General features: G+C 71.6%; 13 protein-coding genes. 5 read left to right on the plus strand and 8 right to left on the minus strand.

All coding sequences use genetic code 11. The features are described 5' to 3' along the window. The first annotated feature begins 154 nt into the window (after window positions 1-154). The 5 genes from Pflav_RS10175 (at window position 155) to Pflav_RS10190 (ending at window position 7,271) form a co-directional block, all read left to right on the plus strand. Window positions 155-949 carry an HpcH/HpaI aldolase family protein gene (locus Pflav_RS10175; RefSeq protein ID WP_232071213.1) on the plus strand — a complete coding sequence of 265 codons (795 nt, stop codon included), beginning with the start codon at window positions 155-157 and terminating at the stop codon, window positions 947-949. After that, entirely contained in the window at window positions 939-1,694 is a 756-nt protein-coding gene (locus Pflav_RS10180; protein WP_197938295.1) for a hypothetical protein, read from the plus strand. Before Pflav_RS10175 ends, Pflav_RS10180 begins: the two co-directional genes overlap by 11 nt. Next, the gene (locus Pflav_RS43470; protein WP_197938297.1) at window positions 1,691-1,843 is read left to right on the plus strand and encodes a cupin domain-containing protein; all 153 of its coding nucleotides are present in this window, start codon (window positions 1,691-1,693) and stop codon (window positions 1,841-1,843) included. Before Pflav_RS10180 ends, Pflav_RS43470 begins: the two co-directional genes overlap by 4 nt. Next, the gene (locus Pflav_RS10185) at window positions 1,840-3,303 is read left to right on the plus strand and encodes a flavin-containing monooxygenase (protein ID WP_173035663.1); all 1,464 of its coding nucleotides are present in this window, start codon (window positions 1,840-1,842) and stop codon (window positions 3,301-3,303) included. The genes Pflav_RS43470 and Pflav_RS10185 overlap by 4 nt, the downstream gene beginning before the upstream one ends. A gap of 635 nt (window positions 3,304-3,938) precedes the next feature. Beyond that, window positions 3,939-7,271, plus strand: a complete 3,333-nt coding sequence (locus Pflav_RS10190) for an AAA family ATPase (RefSeq protein WP_173035665.1) — start codon at window positions 3,939-3,941, stop codon at window positions 7,269-7,271. Here the strand turns inward: Pflav_RS10190 and Pflav_RS10195 are convergent. The 8 genes from Pflav_RS10195 to Pflav_RS10230 all read right to left on the minus strand — a co-directional run bounded on the left by Pflav_RS10195 (window position 7,236) and on the right by Pflav_RS10230 (window position 16,946). After that, window positions 7,236-8,084 carry an N-acyl homoserine lactonase family protein gene (locus tag Pflav_RS10195; protein ID WP_173035667.1) on the minus strand — a complete coding sequence of 283 codons (849 nt, stop codon included), beginning with the start codon at window positions 8,082-8,084 and terminating at the stop codon, window positions 7,236-7,238. The two genes, Pflav_RS10190 and Pflav_RS10195, sit on opposite strands and share 36 nt — an antisense overlap. Then, complete coding sequence (locus Pflav_RS10200) at window positions 8,081-8,653, minus strand: carboxymuconolactone decarboxylase family protein (RefSeq protein WP_173035669.1); 573 nt, start codon at window positions 8,651-8,653, stop codon at window positions 8,081-8,083. Before Pflav_RS10200 ends, Pflav_RS10195 begins: the two co-directional genes overlap by 4 nt. Beyond that, entirely contained in the window at window positions 8,650-9,600 is a 951-nt protein-coding gene (locus tag Pflav_RS10205) for a DUF6282 family protein (protein ID WP_173035671.1), read from the minus strand. The genes Pflav_RS10200 and Pflav_RS10205 overlap by 4 nt, the downstream gene beginning before the upstream one ends. A 72-nt stretch (window positions 9,601-9,672) precedes the next feature. Then, complete coding sequence (locus Pflav_RS10210) at window positions 9,673-10,674, minus strand: hypothetical protein (RefSeq protein WP_173035673.1); 1,002 nt, start codon at window positions 10,672-10,674, stop codon at window positions 9,673-9,675. After that, window positions 10,635-12,767, minus strand: a complete 2,133-nt coding sequence (locus Pflav_RS10215) for a peptidoglycan-binding domain-containing protein (protein WP_173035675.1) — start codon at window positions 12,765-12,767, stop codon at window positions 10,635-10,637. Before Pflav_RS10215 ends, Pflav_RS10210 begins: the two co-directional genes overlap by 40 nt. A 2-nt stretch (window positions 12,768-12,769) precedes the next feature. After that, window positions 12,770-13,471: a hypothetical protein gene (locus Pflav_RS10220; RefSeq protein ID WP_173035677.1), complete on the minus strand. Its 702-nt coding sequence runs from the start codon at window positions 13,469-13,471 to the stop codon at window positions 12,770-12,772. Further along, window positions 13,468-15,027 carry a hypothetical protein gene (locus tag Pflav_RS10225; protein ID WP_173035679.1) on the minus strand — a complete coding sequence of 520 codons (1,560 nt, stop codon included), beginning with the start codon at window positions 15,025-15,027 and terminating at the stop codon, window positions 13,468-13,470. Before Pflav_RS10225 ends, Pflav_RS10220 begins: the two co-directional genes overlap by 4 nt. After that, window positions 15,024-16,946 (minus strand): hypothetical protein, encoded by a 1,923-nt coding sequence (locus Pflav_RS10230; RefSeq protein WP_173035681.1) that lies wholly within the window; start codon window positions 16,944-16,946, stop codon window positions 15,024-15,026. The genes Pflav_RS10225 and Pflav_RS10230 overlap by 4 nt, the downstream gene beginning before the upstream one ends. Between the last annotated feature and the right edge of the window lie 553 nt (window positions 16,947-17,499).

Below are 17,499 nucleotides of genomic sequence, written 5' to 3' on the forward strand. Positions count from 1 at the left end.
CGTACCCACCCGGAGCCGCCTGGCGGGTAGCCGCGTCGGAGGCTTCGCCCGTTGTTTCAAATCGTATGACGATGCTACAATCCTGCGGACCAAAACCCCTTGTGAGGAGCGTTATGAGCGCGGTCGACCTGCACTGGCTGATCGGACTTGACGCGTGAGTGCGCGGCTGGGGTTCGCGCGCCGGCTGGCGTCGACCGACCGCTGCCTCGTCGGTACGTGGGTGAAGATCCCGGCGCTGGAGCCGATCGAGATCCTCGCCGACGCCGGGTTCGACTACATCGTCATCGACCAGGAGCACGCGCCGCTGACGTTCGAGTTCGCCTACCAGGCCACGGTGGTGGCGCAGGGGGCCGGCATGTCGGTCCTCGTCCGCGTGCCCGACCGCAGCGGGGGTTACCTCCAGCGGCTGCTCGACGTCGGGGTCGACGGCATCCTGGTGCCACGCGTCACCTCCGTCGCGGAGGCCAGCACGGCGGTCCGGCAGATGCTCTTCTCGCCCGCCGGCGAGCGCGGCCTCGGCACCACGTCCCGTGCAGGGCGGTGGGGCGGCCTGGCCCGCGACGAGTACCTGCGCGCCGGCAACGAGGAGGTCATGCGGGCGGTCCAGCTCGAGGAGCGCGCCGCGATCGAGGCGGTCGACGAGATCCTCGCCGTCGCCGGGCTCAACGGGGTCTTCCTCGGCATGGGCGACCTCCAGCTGTCATCCGGCCTGCCGCAGTCCGACCCCGCGCTCCAGAAGCTTGTCGACCGGTTGCTGACCGCCGCGCGGGCGCGCGGTGTGCCCGCCGGTACCGCCGTGCAGACCGCCGCGCAGGCACAGGCGGCGGCCGAGCGCGGCTTCCGGTATGTCATGGTCAGCAACGACACGAGCCTGCTGAGGAGCGCCGCGACGAACGCCGTCGCCGGCCTCGGCAGCCGATTCACCGAAGGGGACAGCCATGGCGTATGACGCTTCCGATCTGCGCTCCACCCTGCCGTCGAGCGAGAAACCCGCGCCGGAACGGTTTTCGGGGTCGGAGCACGTCAAGTTTCGCGACCTGGCCCCGGTGGAGAAGGCCGACGGTATCGCCACCTGGTATGCGCGCGGGCAGAACTTCGTCGTCGGTTACTCCGAACTGGACGGTACCGCCACGTTCACCCGGAGCGAGCAGCCCGACGAGTACGTGGTGCTGCTGGCCGACGACTCCCTCGCCGCCGAGGTGCGGGCGCCCGGCGAGGAGGTCTCGGTCAGCGGTCGCACGATGCTCGTCCTGCCGCCCGGCGACAGCACGGTCACCGTCATCGGACAGGGCCGCGTGCTGCGGCTGCTGACCACGCGCTCAGCCGACATCGCCGCGCTCGCCGCCAACGCCGACTCGTACGCCGAGCCGCACGAGAATATCCCCGACTTCCAGCCGTGGCCCGAGCCGGTGGGCGGCTACCGCGTGCGCACCTACGACCTGACCGTCCCGCCACTGTCGAACCCGTCGTTCCGGCTGTACCGCTGCACGACCTTCATGGTGAACTTCATCGACCCGAAGCAGGGGCCGCGCGACCCGTCGAAGCTCTCCCCGCACAAGCACGACGACTTCGAGCAGTGCTCCATCGTCCTGGCGGGGAGTACACGCACCACATCCGCTGGCCGTGGACGACAAACCGGGCCCACTGGCGCGAGGACGAGCACGAGGTCTGCCAGGCGCCGTCGGTCACGGTGATCCCGCCGCCGTCCCTGCACACCAGCGAGGCGATCGGTGCCGGCGAAAACCACCTCATCGACGTGTTCTCGCCGCCGAGGTTCGACTTCTCCGCGATGGAGGGTTGGGTGTTCAACGCCGACGACTACCCAGCCCCGTCCAGCCGATGAGCCGCGACAAGGCCCCGATCCGGGTCGCCATCATCGGCGCCGGGTTGGGCGGCATCGCGGCGGCCGTCAAGCTCCGCCAGCGGACCTCGGCCAGCTTCGTCATCTTCGAGCAGTCGGCCGGCGTCGGCGGTACCTGGTTCGACAACCGGTACCCCGGCTGCGAAGTGGATGTGCACTCGCACGCGTACTCGTTCTCGTTCCTCAAGTACGACTGGCCGCGTACCCACGCCACCCAGCCGGAGCTGCTCGCGTACGCCGAGCACGTGGTCGAGCGGTTCGGGCTCACCCCACACCTCCGCCTGAACACCCGCGTCACCGACCTGGTGTGGGAGGAGTCGAGCGACTGCTACGTACTGTCCACAGAGCACGGTGACAGCGAGGAGTTCGACGTCGTCATCTCCGCGCTGGGACTGCTCAGCGTGCCGAGGTACCCGGAGTGGCCGGGGCTCGACACCTTCGCCGGGCCGTGCTTCCACACCTCGCGCTGGGAGGAGCACGACCTCACCGGCAAGTCCGTCGCGGTGGTGGGCACCGGGTCCACCGCCGTGCAGATTGTCCCGGCGATCGCGCCGAAAGCCGACAAGGTCTACGTCTTCCAGCGCGAACCCGGCTGGATCGAGCCCAAGCACGAGCGTGACTTCAGCCCCACGGAGCGGTGGTGGTACCGCAACGTACCGCTCGCCCAGCGGGCACACCGGGCCTGGATCTTCCACCAGGGCAACCGGCGGTTCAAGGGGTACGACACCGGATCCCAGCGGCAGCGGCGGATGCGCGACGTGTGCCAGCGGTTTATCGCGGAGAGCATCGAGGATCCGGCGACGCGGGCGGCGGTCACCCCGGACTACCCGTGGGGGTGCAAGCGGCCGGTCATCTCCTCCACCTTCTACCCGTCGCTCAACCGCGACAACGTGGAGCTTGTGCCGCACGCGGTGAGCCGCGTGACCCCGACCGGCGTGGTCGACGCGACCGGGACCACCCGCGACATCGACGTGCTGGTCCTGAGCACCGGCTTCCAGCCGACGCGCTTTCTGGCCAGCATCGACGTCAAGGGTCGCGACGGGCGCAGCATCCACGACGCCTGGCGGGAACGGGCCAGCGCCTTCATGGGCATCACCGTGCCCGGCTTCCCGAACTTCTTCATCCTCTATGGACCCAACACCAACGGCGGAGTGTCCATCATCGCCCAGCTGGAGCGGCAGGCCGAGGTCGTCGTGGGCGCCGTGCGGCGCCTGGCCCGCGGCCGGCGCCGCAGCATCGACACGAAGCCCGAGGCGGCGCGGCGCTTCGTCGCGTGGGTAGACCGCCGGCTCGCCACGAACGCCTCGGCCATGGAGTCCGGCTGCCACAACTACTACCACGACCCGGCCGGACACAACGTGACGCAGTGGCCAGGCGGCCACCTCGCCTACGCGATCGCCACCCGCGTCATCGCCCGCTTCGGCCTCCGCACCCGAAGCTAGAGAGCGCTTGGAGTTAGGGCGGCCTCGGCGTCTTGTCGCGGATAAAGATCCAAACCCAAGGAAATCGAGCTACCGCGATGTCCGTGGTGGTCCAGACCGTCGCTCCCGCGGCCTCACCCTTCGCGGTTGGGCAAGCTGACCCCTGGGTCGTGGTCGGCCGACCACGACCGTCGCTGCCGGGTCCGCGCTCCAAGCCCAACCTTGATCTGCTGTCTGGCAGATCGTGGTACAGAGTTGCTCCTGGAGGGGCGGTTGGGTACCAAGATCTCTCGCGTTCGGAGTAGGTAAGCGGAGCGAATGCGCCTGCGCACCCACCTTTGGTCCCGGTCGGGGTTGGGGTTGGGCTTGGACCGCGGACGTGGCAGCGGAGGTCGGGGGTTTCGGGGAGCGCTAGCGAGCCGCCGACCGCAGCGGTGCCCGCGGGAGCATACGGTCTGCGACTGGCGCGGACCGGGGCAAATACCGATCTTAAGAGGGCGCGGGGGTTGGGTGTGCGCGCTGGTCGCATTTGCCCTGCTTTCCTCCCGGGAAGCGCTATGCGTCTGGCTCTTGGGCGGGGGCCGCTTCCTCTGGGAAAGCAGAGCAGGCCAGGGGTAGCCTTTCCTCAACATCCACCCGGTCTGAGGAAGCGCGCGATGGCCGAGGCCTCCGCCTCACGACGAAGCGTCGAAACCGAACCGACGCTCGCCGTACCCGCTGCTGCCGGGCCCGTGGCCGGTCCAGGGGGTGGCGGCGCTTCGCTGACCGTCCAGGTCCTCGGTCCCTTGCGTGTGTGGCGTGACGGCGTCGAGGTCGACACCGGACCGCGGCAGCAGACCTACCTGCTGGCCCTGCTGCTGATGCGTGCGGGTCGACCGGTGAGCCCTTCTGAGCTCATCGACCTCATCTGGGACGACAGCATGCCGACGTCGGCGTTGAACATCGTTCAGAAATATGTCGGGACGTTGCGACGGCTGCTCGAACCGGACCTGCCCGCGCGGGCGGCCGGCTCCTACCTCCACCGCCGCAGCGGCGGCTACCAGTTCGACGACAGCCACGTGGCACTCGACCTGACTGAGTTTCGCCAGCTCCTCGGCCTGGCCCGCGCCGCACTGGACGCTCAGCGGTTCGAGGAGGGAGCCGATGCTTACGGAGAGGCTTTGTCGCGGTGGCGAGGGTCCGCGGGCGACGGGCTGGCCGTCAGCGCCACCGCTGGCCCCCTCTTCGCCTCCGTCAACCGCGAGCTGCTCGACGCCTGCGTCGAGGCCGCTCGCGTTATCGTGCCTCGCGGTCGTGCCGCACGCATCTTGCAACCCCTGCGGCTAGCCGCATGGATCGAGCCCTTCGACGAGACCATCCAGGCGACGCTCATGACCACCCTGGCAGCGTCGGGACAGCAGGCGGAGGCCCTGTCCGTGTTCGACACGGTGCGCGCACGGCTGGCCGACGAGCTGGGCATAGATCCCGGTCCGGCGCTTCGCGAGGCGCACCGACACGTCCTTCAGCAAGCCGAGGCTGTCTTTACACCACGCTCCGCCGGTCTTCCTCCCGAAGCCTCGCCCAGATCTGAGTCCGGCGTGCGCTCCACAGCCGGAGCGCGGGAACGTTCCGGCAGTCAGTCCGATCGTCTGGTGGGTCGACAGGAGGAACTTGCCCTCCTCCGTCATGCCGTCGAGTCTGCCACCCTCGCCGGGGCGAGGATCGTCCTCGTCGAGGGTCCACCAGGGGTGGGCAAGAGTCGGTTGGTCGCCGAAGTCACCGACGAGGCCGCTGCGAACGGTGCTTTTGTGGTCTGGGGTCGATGCCACGAGGGCGAAGGCACTCCGTCGATGTGGCCCTGGGTCCAGATTGTCGAGGCCCTGATCGCGGCACTGCCTGAGGACGATCGGGCGCGTTGGACCGCCGAACTTGGCGGCCTGCTACAGCACCCCGCACACCGTGCCGAAGTCCTGGCGCGGCCCGATGCCAGAGCGCAGTTCCGTTTGTACAGCAACGTCGTCGCACTGTTCAGCGCGGTCGCCGCACGCCAGCCTTTGGTCGTGGTCGTGGACGACCTTCACTGGGCAGACCAGTCCTCGCTTCAACTCTTCGCACACCTGGCCGAGTCGCTCCCGGCCAGCAGCGTGTTGATGGGCACCCTACGCGGCCACGCACCGACACCCAGTCAACACGTGCGGCGCATGCTGGCGGCGGTCGCGCGCCAAGACCGCCACCGACGCATCGCTCTTGGTCCCCTCGACCCATCCGATGTCGCCGAGCTGGTCCGCCAGGAGACTGGTCAGTCTCCGAGTCCCGGCGTCGCGCGGAGCATTCAGGCCCGCACCGAGGGCAACCCGCTGTTCGTCCGCGAGCTCGCGAGGTTTTTGGCCGAAGAGAACCACCTGTTTGACCAGGCGGCAGCCCAAGCCGCCGTCCCGGCCACGGTACGCGACATCGTCCGCGACCGGACGAGCAAGCTCGACGAGGGAGACCGTCGCCTGATCGACATCGCGGCCCTGATGGGCCGCGACATCGACGCCCGCCTGTTGGCGAGCGCATCCGACCTCGACGTGTCGCAGTGCCTCACTCGCCTAGAGGCCCTCGAGGAGCTTGGCTTGGTCGAGGTGACCTCCGGCTACCTGGGTGACTGGCGGTTCGTGCACGATCTCGTCCGCGAGTCGGTAGCCCGCTCGACCACACGATCGGATGCGAGCCAATTCCATCTGCGGATCGCGGCCGCGCTCGCGCAGATCCAGGAACCAGCCGAGCGCCATGGTGAGGCACTCGCCCACCACCTGTGCTCGGCGGGCCCGCTCGCCGAGCCGAAGCAGACGGCGCAAGCACTCGTCGTCGCGGCCCGCATCGCGACAAGACGATCCGCCTACGAGACCGCGGAGAAGCACCTCGACACCGCGACCCGCATCGCACGCGGCGCCGGACTCCTCGACCTCGAGCTGACCGCGCTCACCGAGCTGACGGCCATCGCGGGTATCCACGCCGGCTTCGTCGGAGCCACTATGGACCATCTGGACCGCGCCGAGGAGGTCGCGCGGTCGCTCGGCCAGGAACGAGAGGCTATCGGCTTCCTCTTCTCCCGCTTCCTGGCTCACGCCCAGGGCATCCAGCTCGACGCCGCTGGGCGCCTCGCGCGCCGACTGCTGGATTATGGCCGGCGCTCCTCGGACCCTGTCGTCCGGGCTTCCGGCCATCACGCGTGGGGAGTGCACCAGTGGAGTTCGGGCAACGTCGGTGAGGCATATCGAAACCTGAGCCAGTCAGATGCGCTCATCCGTGCCCATCGAGACGCCGAGCCGCTGCGACACCGTCTTCAGATGATGACGCCGGTCATGTTAGCGCTCAACACCGCGCTGCGCGGCGACCTTGTCGCCGCGCGCGAGCTTTTCGACGTGGTGGAGTTCGGCGCTGGCGACGACCCCTATGCCATCAGCATCTGGGGCTCGTTCGCGGTCACCGCGGCCGCCGCCGCGGGAGACTTCGCCTGGGCGCTTTGGACGGCTGAGAAGGCGATCAGCGCTGACCCGGACTTCTCCTTCACATTCTCCGGCAGCTACCCACGGCTCGCGAGGCACTGGGCGACGGCCATGTCCGGCGGTGACCCGGTCACGCCGGCCATCGAGATGGAGCGCATTATCGAGGCCACACTGGTCGACCCACCTCGATCGAACCTAGCCACGTGGTACGCGCTTCTCGCCGAGGTCCAGCTTCGCGCCGGCGATCTCTCCGCCGCCATGACCGCGTTGGACAAGGCCGAGACGTTCATCGACACGTACGGCGAACGATATGCGGAGGGCTTGGTCATCCTCATCCGCGCGAAGGCATTCCGAGCCGGCGGCGACGTCCAGTCCGCCGTGCGCGCCGCCCATCGAGCGCTCACCCTTGCGCAGGAGCGCGGAGCCCACCTTTTCGCCACGCGCGCCAACGACTTGCTCGCCGAACTCCCCGGCGGCGGGTCCCTACGAGGGGACGATGCTGGGGTGGCCGGCGGCTAGCGAGATCTCGGCGATGTGCAGCTCGCCGTCCACTGTGGCGGTGGGGAAGCGGTCCCACACGGCCGGCTCGTGAAACGGCAGGATTCGCCGGGTCTCCCGGCCTACGCTCTCCAGCAGCCCGTCGGCGAAGTCGAGCCACGTCGTGGCGCTGCCGGTGCTCATCGCGATGGGTACGAGGACGCCGTCGCCGCGCAAGCCTTCGACGTTTTCGTAGCTGTACACGTTGTCGCCGGCGAACACCCACGGCCCGTCCACCTCGTTGGTGACCGCGACCACCTGCGAGCCCGCGGTGTGGGTGTCGTACGCCGGGCGCAGCTCGATGCCCGGCGCGACCTCGAACGTACCCTCGACGAGCGTCGACCGCCTCGCCGCCAGCCGCTGCGGCAGGTCGGCCTGGCTGAACCGGGTCAGGAACTCGAACCGGCCGGGGCGGGCGGCCGCGGCCAGGTAGCGGTCGATCTCCCGCCGCTGGATGTAGACGTGTGCGTCGGGGAACGCGTCGACGCAGCCGGCGTGGTCGAAGTGGTTGTGGGTCAACAGGATCGTGTCGACCTGCTCGGGCTGTACGCCCACCGCGGCGAGCATGTCGACCGGCGCCCGCCACCGGGTGTAGCCGTACTTGGCGGTGAGCCTGTCGTAGACGGTCTGGTCGACAAATCCGGTGTCCACCAGCACGCAGCGGTCGGCCGAGCGGACAAGCCCGAAGCAGTACGGCATCCGCCGGTGCCCCTCGTTGGGCTGGGCGGCGAAGATGTTGCTGGCCGGAAAGCGGTCGACGAAGCCGTACTCGAGGATCCAGATGGAGTAGTTCACGGCGCGACCGCCGGCGGTTGTACGTCGAAGACGGCCAGCTGCAAGGCGACCATCGTGTAGTAGCCGATGAGCGTGACCAGCTCGAAGAGCTCCACCTCGCCGAGCACGCCGGCCGCGTCCCGAAACTCGCCGTCGTCCAGCGTGCCGTGGTCGAGGATCCGCCGCGTCGTACGGTAGACGCAAGCCTCCACATCGGACATCCCAGCCGGCTCCTCGCCAGCGGCGAGCGCCGCCAGGTCGGCGTCGGTCAGGCCGGCCGCCGCGCCGGCTCGCGTGTGCGCGTACAGCTCGAACGGGCTGCGGTGGTGGTGGCCGGCGAGCAGGATCGCGATCTCGCAGGCCCGGGCGGGCAGCCGCGAGCCGAAGCGCACCGCACCGCCGATGTGCCGCAGCGCCTGACCGAACGTGGGGCTGAGGATCCAGACCGCGGGCGGGCCCTGGAGCCGGCCGTCCGCGCCGACGAGCCGGAACGGGCTGTCCGGCGCGGCGCGGGGTCCGGTGGCGTACCACTCGTACAGCTCTCGCTGGGCATCGGTCATGTCCGCGGGATCGAGGTCGTCGACTCTCATACCGGTACCCCCAGAAAGGCGCGCGGGTTGGCGGCCACCATCGTGGCGATCTGCTCGGCGGTCCAGCCGAGGTACGCGAGCTGCTCCACGAACATACGCAGGCACTCCGGCTCGGGCGGCACCCAGCGGGAGAACACGTCGGTGGTCAGGATCGCCCGCTCCGGCCCGACACCGGCCAGCGCCTCGTGCACGTCCCGGATCGTCAGGTGCCCGTCCGGATGTACCAGCGGCGCGTTGCAGAACTCGAGGTACGCGCCCATGTCCACGAACTCGCGCAGCCGCGCCGCGTCCTTCGCGTAGTGCAGCGGGTGGGTGACCAGCAGCCGCTGTCCGATCCCCGCGCAGTACTCGGCGACCGCCCGGCTCTCCTCGACCGAGGCGTGACCGGTGGCCAGCGCGAGGCCGAGCGCGTGGCAGGCGTCGACGACTGCCCGCGCCCGGCCGGACAGGGCGCCCGTGGAGTCGCACAGCGCGATGGCGGTGCGGTCGTTGTACTCGCCGAACGACGGGGAGATACGGCGCAGCAGCATCGAGATGTACCCGTCGCGGGCGACGTCGGCGGCGGCGCCCCAGGTCGGGAGGAACACCACCCGCGCACCGTGTGCGGCGGCGAGCTCGACGACCGCGGGCTCCAGGCCGCCGGCGGGCGGGTTGAGGGTGATGCTGCCGTAGACCGTGAACCCGGTCTCCGCCATCGCCCGCTGGACCGCCCCGGCCCGGTCCATTGTGGACCAGAGGTGGGACTTGAGGACCCACCCCGACATCCCGTACGCGTGTGCCAGCCGGGCCACGTCGACGTCCGCGCCGCGGTTGGGCAACCCGGCCGACAGGTCCGGCTGCCCGTGCACGTGGACGTCGATCGCGCCGCGCAGCAGGCGGTCGAACTCGTCCGGCTGAGCCGCCGGAAGAAGCACCTCGTCCACGCGATCCGGGCCCTTCGTCGACACTGGTTGTATGACGATCTTACAATCCAGTCAGCCGCCGAGGTCAACCGACCGCCGGTTACCGGCGGCGGCGCGCTAGGGCGCCGCCGCCGGCGGGGGCTCGGAGCGTTCGTCGGGGCGGACGAGCCACAGTCGGGCGCTGACGTGGTAGGCCCAGCCTTCTTCGCCGGCGGACCAGGCTGCCTGGGCCAGCGCCCGGGTGTTCGCCGCGCGCACCTTCTCCAGTGTGGCCTCGGTGCCGGCGATTCCGATCAGCGGGCGTTCGGCGATGTACAGGCCGGTGATGAGGGATCGCCACTCGTGTACCAGCGGGGAGACGATGCACCCTTCGGATCCCGTCTTGGTGGCGTTTTCGCCGACGCCTGTGTGTCCATCGTGGATCCGGATCCTCCCCTTGCCGTCCTTGTCGCGGCTGACGTACGGGGTGGGCGCCGGCGCCGGCCAGCTGCCCGGCGGGTTGGCCATGCCGTCGAAGTAGTACCGGCCGACGTCGATGTGGTCGGGGTCGGGCAGTCTCTTCTCGGTGACGACGAAGGAGTAGTTGCGGAAGTTGTTTTCCGACACCCAGGAGTAGGTCGCGTACTCGGTGTTGCCACGCACCGACGACAGGCCGCCGCCCTCCTCCCGGCACGAGGTGTAGCTGGTCCAGGAGAGCGCGGTGTGCACCCGGCCGTCGAAGACGGTGAACATCACGCCCTCGTAGTAGTCGACGCCGGCCTTGTTGGCGGTGAACTCCGTCTCCAGCGGGGTGAACTCGCCCCCGACGCCGGCCGGGATCTGCCAGGCCGAGTGGTGGGCGTCGAGCCGGGGCGCGCCGTCCAGGGTGACGGTGTGGCTGTCGCGGTCGCAGCCGACGATCCGGTACGTCTTGGAGGCGCGGGCGGTGTCGCCGGGCAGGTAGATGGTGTCGAAGTTGATGTTCACGGTGGCCAGCTCGTTGCCGGCGTCCAGCTTCACGATCCGCGCGTCCTGCTCGGCGGGGCTGGCGACGGCGGCGTGCTCGCCCCGCAGGCCGGGCCGATGTCCCAGCGGGTCGATCAGGACGAGCCGGGGCGTATCCGGATCTTCCAGGCGCACGGTGCGGTGCCCATCTTCGGGTCCGAATCCAGCGTCAGCGTCCGGGTCGCCACGTCGACACCGTTGATCTTGTACCACTTGGAGGCGCGTGACGTGGCGCCGGCCAGGTAGATCAGGTCGCGGTGGGGTGCGCTGGTCCCGTAGGTCCACACCCGGCTCAGGTCCACGGTGCCGTCGAGCACGACCTTCTTCGTCGTGGTCGAACCGGCCGGCGGCGGTACCGCCCGCGCCGCCTCGCCGGACGGGTCGAGCATGTCGGCGGTGACGTACCGGGAGTCGCCCGGCGCGCGGGGCACGTTCTCGCCCGGCACCCGTACTTCGGCCAGTGGCAGCCACGGGTCGGTGTAGTTCGCGTAGAACTCGGCCACGGCCTCCAGCTGGAAGACGTTCTCCAGGTCGTCGCTGTCGAACGCGAAGTGCGGGTCGACGACGTCGGCGAGGTCGGTGGCGCCGTGCGGATCGTCGGCGTACCGGCTGCGGCGCACCAACCGGCGGCGCAGCTGTGCCTTCTGCGCGTCGCCGACCGCGCGCCACTGGGCGTCGGTCAGCCCGGCGTGCGCGCGTCCCTCGGTCAGCGCCGACCACCGGAAGAGCTGGGCCTGGCAGCGCCGCAGCAGCTCGGCCGCGCCGATCCCGGCGAGCGTGGTGCGGACGAAGCGGTCCACTCCGGACACCCCGTACCGGCCCGGGTCGTGCCACACGTCGATGGCGCGGGCGGTCTCCTCGTCCACCACGCCGGTGGCGGCACCGAGGTATCGGCGGTGCGCCGGCCGGCGGCTGGCCACGCCGGAGCGCACCGCGCTCACCTCGTTGGCGTACGCGCCGAACTGGAGCTCGCGCACGGCCGCGGCGGTGGACGTGGCGAACTCGCCGGTCGCGTCCTGCACCGCGAAGCCGAGGTCGCGCAGGCGGGCCTGGAGGGCGGCGACCGGGTTGGCCGGCTGGATGTTGCCCGAGCGCGGGTATCCGCCGAAGCGGCGGCCGGTGTCGCTGTCGCCGGCGCGGAGCGCGAACCCGCCGTACGCGGCGAGCGCGGTCGGGCGCTGGGGCCACCCGCCGCGCACGGTGCCGTCCTGGTTGACGACGGCGGTCAGGAAGGCGGTGAACCGCTGCCCGAGCTCGGTGAGCATCGCGGCGCCCCACGGGCTGTCCAGCCGCTCCTCGATGGCGGCCCAGCGCAACGCCGCCGTGACCGGGTCGTCCAGATAGGACAGCCAGGCGGCCGCCGTACGCACCCGCGCGACGACCGCCGCCTGTACCCCGTTGCCGAGGACGACCGTGCCGTCGGCGCGGACCGTGTGGTCGATGCCGGCGGACAGCACGAACCGGCGGCCCCGGTTGGCCGCGTGCGACTCGAACCGGTCGGCGGGTACGGCCGGGCCGTAGTAGCGCTCCAGCGTCGCGCCGAACGCGTGCAGCGGCGTCCAGAAGCCGGCCAGGACCGTGCCGTCCATCATGCCGAAAAGGCGCTCCACCGGGCAGTGCGCGAGGATCGACTCGTCCAGCCAGCGCCGCGGCTGCGTGAGGTCGCCGGCCGGCTCGGTCCAGGGCTGCCCGGCGCGCTCCGCCGCCGCCTTCGCCGCGCGGCGCCGCTCCTCGTACCCGTACCACGCCTCGGCGAGCAGCCCCGGCCATCCGAACGCGACCTCCGGGTCGATCACCGATCCGGTCGCGGTGGTCCCGTTCAGGCGGGCGTCGAGCAGCAGCAGGACGCGGTCGAGGTCCACACAGGACGGCTGTCCGGCCGCGTCCCGCTCCACCTCGACCTGGCCGGTGCGGTACAGGCCGTCGAGCGCGCGGCGGGACAGGTCGGCCGTGGTCAGCGGCGCGATGGCCGCATCCGCCGAGATGGTGGCCAGCAGCCGACCCACCGGCCACCGGCTTGCGCCCGGCTCCCCGGCCAGCCGCAGCCGGGCGACCACGGCGGCCGGGTCGGGCCAGGAGCGCTCCACTTCGGACACCCAGCCGCGCCAGGTGGCGAAGCCGGTGGTGTACGACCGGAACTCGCCGGGTAGGGCGCGCGGCCCGTACAGCCACCGCTCGTCGGTGCGCTCGGCGAACCGCTCCAGCGCGGTCAGGACCGGGGCGGTCACAGTTACAGGCCCGGACGGGGGATCATGTTGCCGGGGAAGCGGCTGACGACCACCATGAACGACATCGGCTGCGGTGCGCCGGACGCCGTCGTGACCCGCACGGAGTACAGGCGGGCACGCTCGTCGTAGAGCACGTCGAGCACGGACGGCGGGAGGCTCGCGCTGGCGACCGCCGAGCCCCGGACGATGAAGTACCCCTCCTGGTTGAAGGCTGGCGAGGACAGGTCGTAGATGTGCGGGGCGTCCTTGCGCGGGCTGGCGGTGAGGTTGTACGCGAAGTTGGGCGCGGCGATCGCCTGGCCCCGCTCGTCGAACCGGCCGGCGGCGACCACATAGGACTCCCCGTCGGGACCCTGCGGTCCGGACGGCCCGGTGGGTCCGCCGGGACCGATCGGCCCCTGCGGGCCGGACGGGCCCGCCGGCCCGCGCCCGCCGACCGGGCCGGTCGAGCCCTGCACGCCCTGCGGGCCGGTCTGGCCGCCGGGGCCCTGCGGACCGGGTGGGCCGGACGGTCCCTCCGGCCCTTGCGGTCCGGGCAGGCCGAGCCCGGCGACCGGGCCGGGCCAGACCACGTCGTGGTAGAGGCCGCTGGCGCCACCGCCCCGGCCGAACGTGGCCCGGCGCCCCAGCCACAGGTGGGCGCGGCCGTCGGCGCCGCGGGCGTACTGCCAGGACCGGCTCACGTGCGCTCCGGCGGCGGTCACCTCCTCCCGGTGCAGCCCGTGCTCGCGCAGTTCGGTGAGGAGTTGGCCCAGGGTTCTGGCGGCTCCGACCCGTCCAGGCGGGGCATGAGACCGACCTCGAGTAGCGACGACATGTGAGCTCCATCGGAGGGATTGAGCGGGAACCAGTGATCGGGGACCTGGGTGCGCAGGAAGTAGCGCAGCGGCAGGTCGGGGTCGGCGGCCGGGGTGGCGGTCTGCCCGGGTGCGGTCTCCTGCCGCACCTGCTCGGCGAACGCCTCGGCCCGGTCCACCCGGGTACCGTCCGGGGCGTGTACCACGGACTCGACCGCCCAGAAACGGTTGGCGGTCTCGTCGCGCAGCAGCCACAGCTCCTCGACCGGCTTCGCCGTGTGGCCTTCGTCCACTGTGGGCAGTAGCGAGAACGTGCTGTCGCGTACGGCGGAGCCGAGGTGGCGGTGCTCGAACAGCGCGAAGCCGTCGCCCCGGTACGACTGGGACGCCGGCCGTACCAGGTGGCGCGTGTTGAAGGTGTCGGTCACCACCAGCGACGTGGCCCGGAAGAGGCTGCCCACGTCCATCGGCACCGGCACCAGGAAGAAGTCGTTGCTGTACACCGTGGCGAACTCGACGAGCATCAGCGCGGCGGTGTTGTCGGTGGTGGTGCCGATCGCGCCGAAGTCGACCGCGGCGTCCTCCATCTCCCACCAGCGCGGCACCGGCATGCCACGGTAGGACACCGGGGTCGGGATGCCCGCCGCCACGAAGTCGCGCACCTCGCCGCCGGCGTCGCCCTGGCTGGCGCGGAGCGAGCCGGAGACGCGGTCGAACGACCACCAGTCCAGGCTGCCCGAGGCGTACTCTTCCGCGGCCAGCACGACCTCGCCGGTGGCGGTCGGTGCGGCGACGCTGAGCTGGTACTCCAACCGCTCCGGCCGCCACATGTCCGGTGTGGACACCGTCGCGCCGGTGAGGTTGTCGTACCAGTCGAGGAACCGCTCGGCGGCGGCGCGGACAGCTGCCGTCGCCCCGGCCGGCACGGGCGGGTTCGCCGGTAGCGTCGGTGACCCGCCGCCGCGCAGCCCTTGGTGGAACGCGGCATAGGCGGCAACCCCGTCGGGTACGGTGCGGGCCAGCAGCCGCTGGCCGGGCGCCACCTGCGCGGCGGCGACCAGGTAGGCGCCGGGCAGTGCGGCGCGGTAGCCGGCCGGCACGCCGGTCGTGGTGGACATGAGCCGCATCAGGTACGCGCCGGCGCGCACCGCGAAGCCCTTGTCCGCGGCGACCACCTCGGGCGGCTCGGCCTCGACGAGTGCCTCCAGGGGAGCGGTCCCCGCCTCGAACTCGTACCCGGCGGTGCCGTCCGGCCCGCCGGCCTTGAAGCGGGTCAGCCCGCTCGTGGCGCCGGCCAGCCGCGTCCACACTGGAGTGCCGGCGTCCTCGGCGTCGAACTCGCGCAGCTGCCACTGCCGGGCCAGCAGCCACAACGGGTCGGCCACCTCGGCCCGGATGCCCTCGTTCGGCTTTTCTTCCCTGGCCACCGGCTCCAGCCGGGACCAGGCGCGCGCGGTGGTCATTGGATGCCCGCCTCCCGCCAGTGCAGCGCGTCCAGGGTGATGTACACGTACTTCACGACGTCGTCAGCCGTCTCGCCGTTCTCCGCGACACCGGTGATGGTGAGCTTCACGGTCACCGACTGGCGGTACGGCTCGGGTGGCTCCGGCGGCTTGTGCGGCGCGCCGGGCTCGGTCGGGTCCCAGACGACCGGGGGCCTCGGGCTGCCGTCGACGCGGAGGTAGAGCCGGGCCGTTGTCGCGTTCATGAAGGCGACGGTGCCGCGCACGGCCCGGTGGTCGGACGTCACGGTCATGCCGGACTCGGTGAACCGCCGCCCGGTGACGGTGAGCGGATCGGCCACGTACCCCCACTGCTCCTGGCGCAGCATTCCAGGGTTGACCGTGGGGTTGACGTGGAACCGTTGCAGCACGTGGATCGGCCGCGACGACTGGCCGCTGCCGGTCACGACCGTGAGGCGGTACTCGCCGGGCGGCGTGTCCGCATGGGCCCGAACGGTCAGGTTCGCTGAGGTGTCCGGGTTGTTACTCGATCCCGTATAGACATCGAGGTACCGGCTCGCGTCGGTGGTGTTCGGCGGCACCGCGTCGATCTGCCACCGCGTCTGCCGGTCGGTGCCGCGCAGCCGCAGGCCGGTCGCCACGATCCCGCTGACCTGCCGGCCCTGCCGGACCGCGGTCATGCTCGGGGCGCTGGACGGGTAGTTGAAGGCGACCGACTGCAAGACAGGTTCGCCGACGGTCTGCGGCACGCCGTACCCGGCCGGAGGCGTGGCGAGGCGTCCGGCGTCGACGGTACTGGCCTCGCCCGGCCCCCAGTTGGGGAGCGTGAGCGCGCCGGCGACGAGGTGCTCGAAGCTGCCCAGGCTGACCGGGTCCGCCGAGCGCACCACGGCCAGGTCGAGCGTCTCCCGTACGGTGTTGACGAGCTCTTCGACCGTCCAGTTTCCGGTGGCCGGCCGGCCCGGGACAGCGAGCAGGATCGCCTGTGGCGCCTGGGTGCTCGGCGCGTCGAAGTGGTACGCGACCGCCGTGGTCTCCCGGCGCGACGGCACGACCTCGGACCACTGGTCGAGCACCAGCGCGGCGAGCGTCGCGCCCGCCGGCGGAGCGCCCAGCGCCACCACCGAGGCGGCGTTGGCGGCGACCGCCTGGTCCGGGCTCGCCGGGGGCAGCCCCACCCACCGCTGCGTGTTCCCCTGCGCGGACGCCGGGAACTGCCCGACCGCGAGGGCGAGCCCGGCCCCGGTGCCGAGCGCCTGGCCGTACAGCGCGAGGGTCTCGGCCTGCTCGACGGCGGGCCGGACGCGGGCCATGCGGGCGAACCAGGCGAGCGGGTCCTGCCCGGCCGCCCCGCCGCTGTCGGTACCGGAGAACGCGCGTGCCAGCGCGGCGGGATCCGCGACGGTGAACCGCGGTACCACCACGAAGTCCCGCCCGAAGATGGCCTTCACGCAGGCGACCTGCTCATCGGTGCCGGCGTTGGCGGGTGTGGCCGCGGCGTCGACCCGGCGGTTCAGCTCGGCGAGGATCTCGGTCGCCTGGCGGACCAGCGCGTCGGCGTCGGCGTTCACCGGCGGTAGCGCCCCGCCGATGCCGAAAGAGGCGGCTTCGACGAGCCTGCCGGCGAGAACGTCCACAGTGGGCGGTGTGGCCGTGAGTCCGGCGGTGACCGCGTTTCGCAGGTCCACGAGATCCTGGTACGCCCGTGCGGCGCGGCCGGCGAGGTCCGTCAGTTCCACGCGATCGTTGTCCGATGTGGACACCGGTGCGTCGAGGTCGGAGGCGTGTGCCGGCCGGGCGGCGCGCAGCGTGGCGGAGACCGTTTCCAGCAGCTCCAGGACGTCGGCCAGGTACACCTCGCCCGCGGCCAGCGGTGTGGTCGGCGCGGGCAGCAGCCGCGCGGTCGCGTCCGGACCCACCTGCTGCGGGCGGCGCCCCGGCGCGAGCAGGTACCGGCCGAGCCGGCGGGCCAGGTCGGCCGGGCTCGCCGCGTCGGCGAGCAGGTCCAGCGGGCGCGGCTTCGGGTCCAGGTCGTCGAGCGTGAGCGGCTGTACCGGCGCCACCGCCCCGCTCGGGTCCCGCAGCTCGACGTCGGCGCGCAGCTTGTCCGGCGCGGGCAGCAGCGCGGCGAGCCACGCGGCGAGCGCCGGCTCGGCCCGCTCCCGGGGACCGGAACCCCATCCGCTGCCGGGCGCCGGCGCGGCGAGCGGCAGCAGCAGCCGGTGCGTGATCGCGGCGCCGGTACGCGGCGTGCGAACGAACTCCAGCTCCGGCGGGGCCCCTGGTCGAGCGTGCCGATCGCGAGCGCGGCGGCGGCCCGGTGGTGGTTGCCCTGGAGCGCGTGGTGCACACCCTCGGCCACGGCCGCGTCGCCGACCGCGTCCAGCGCCTCGGTCACCTGGCCGAGCAGTCCAGCCACTGTGCCGGCCGCCGGTAGCCCGTCGCTGCCCCAGGGGATCGCGCCGGCGTGGT

Origin of the sequence: Phytohabitans flavus, from assembly GCF_011764545.1 — a bacterium.
GTDB classification, from domain to species: Bacteria; Actinomycetota; Actinomycetes; order Mycobacteriales; family Micromonosporaceae; genus Phytohabitans; species Phytohabitans flavus.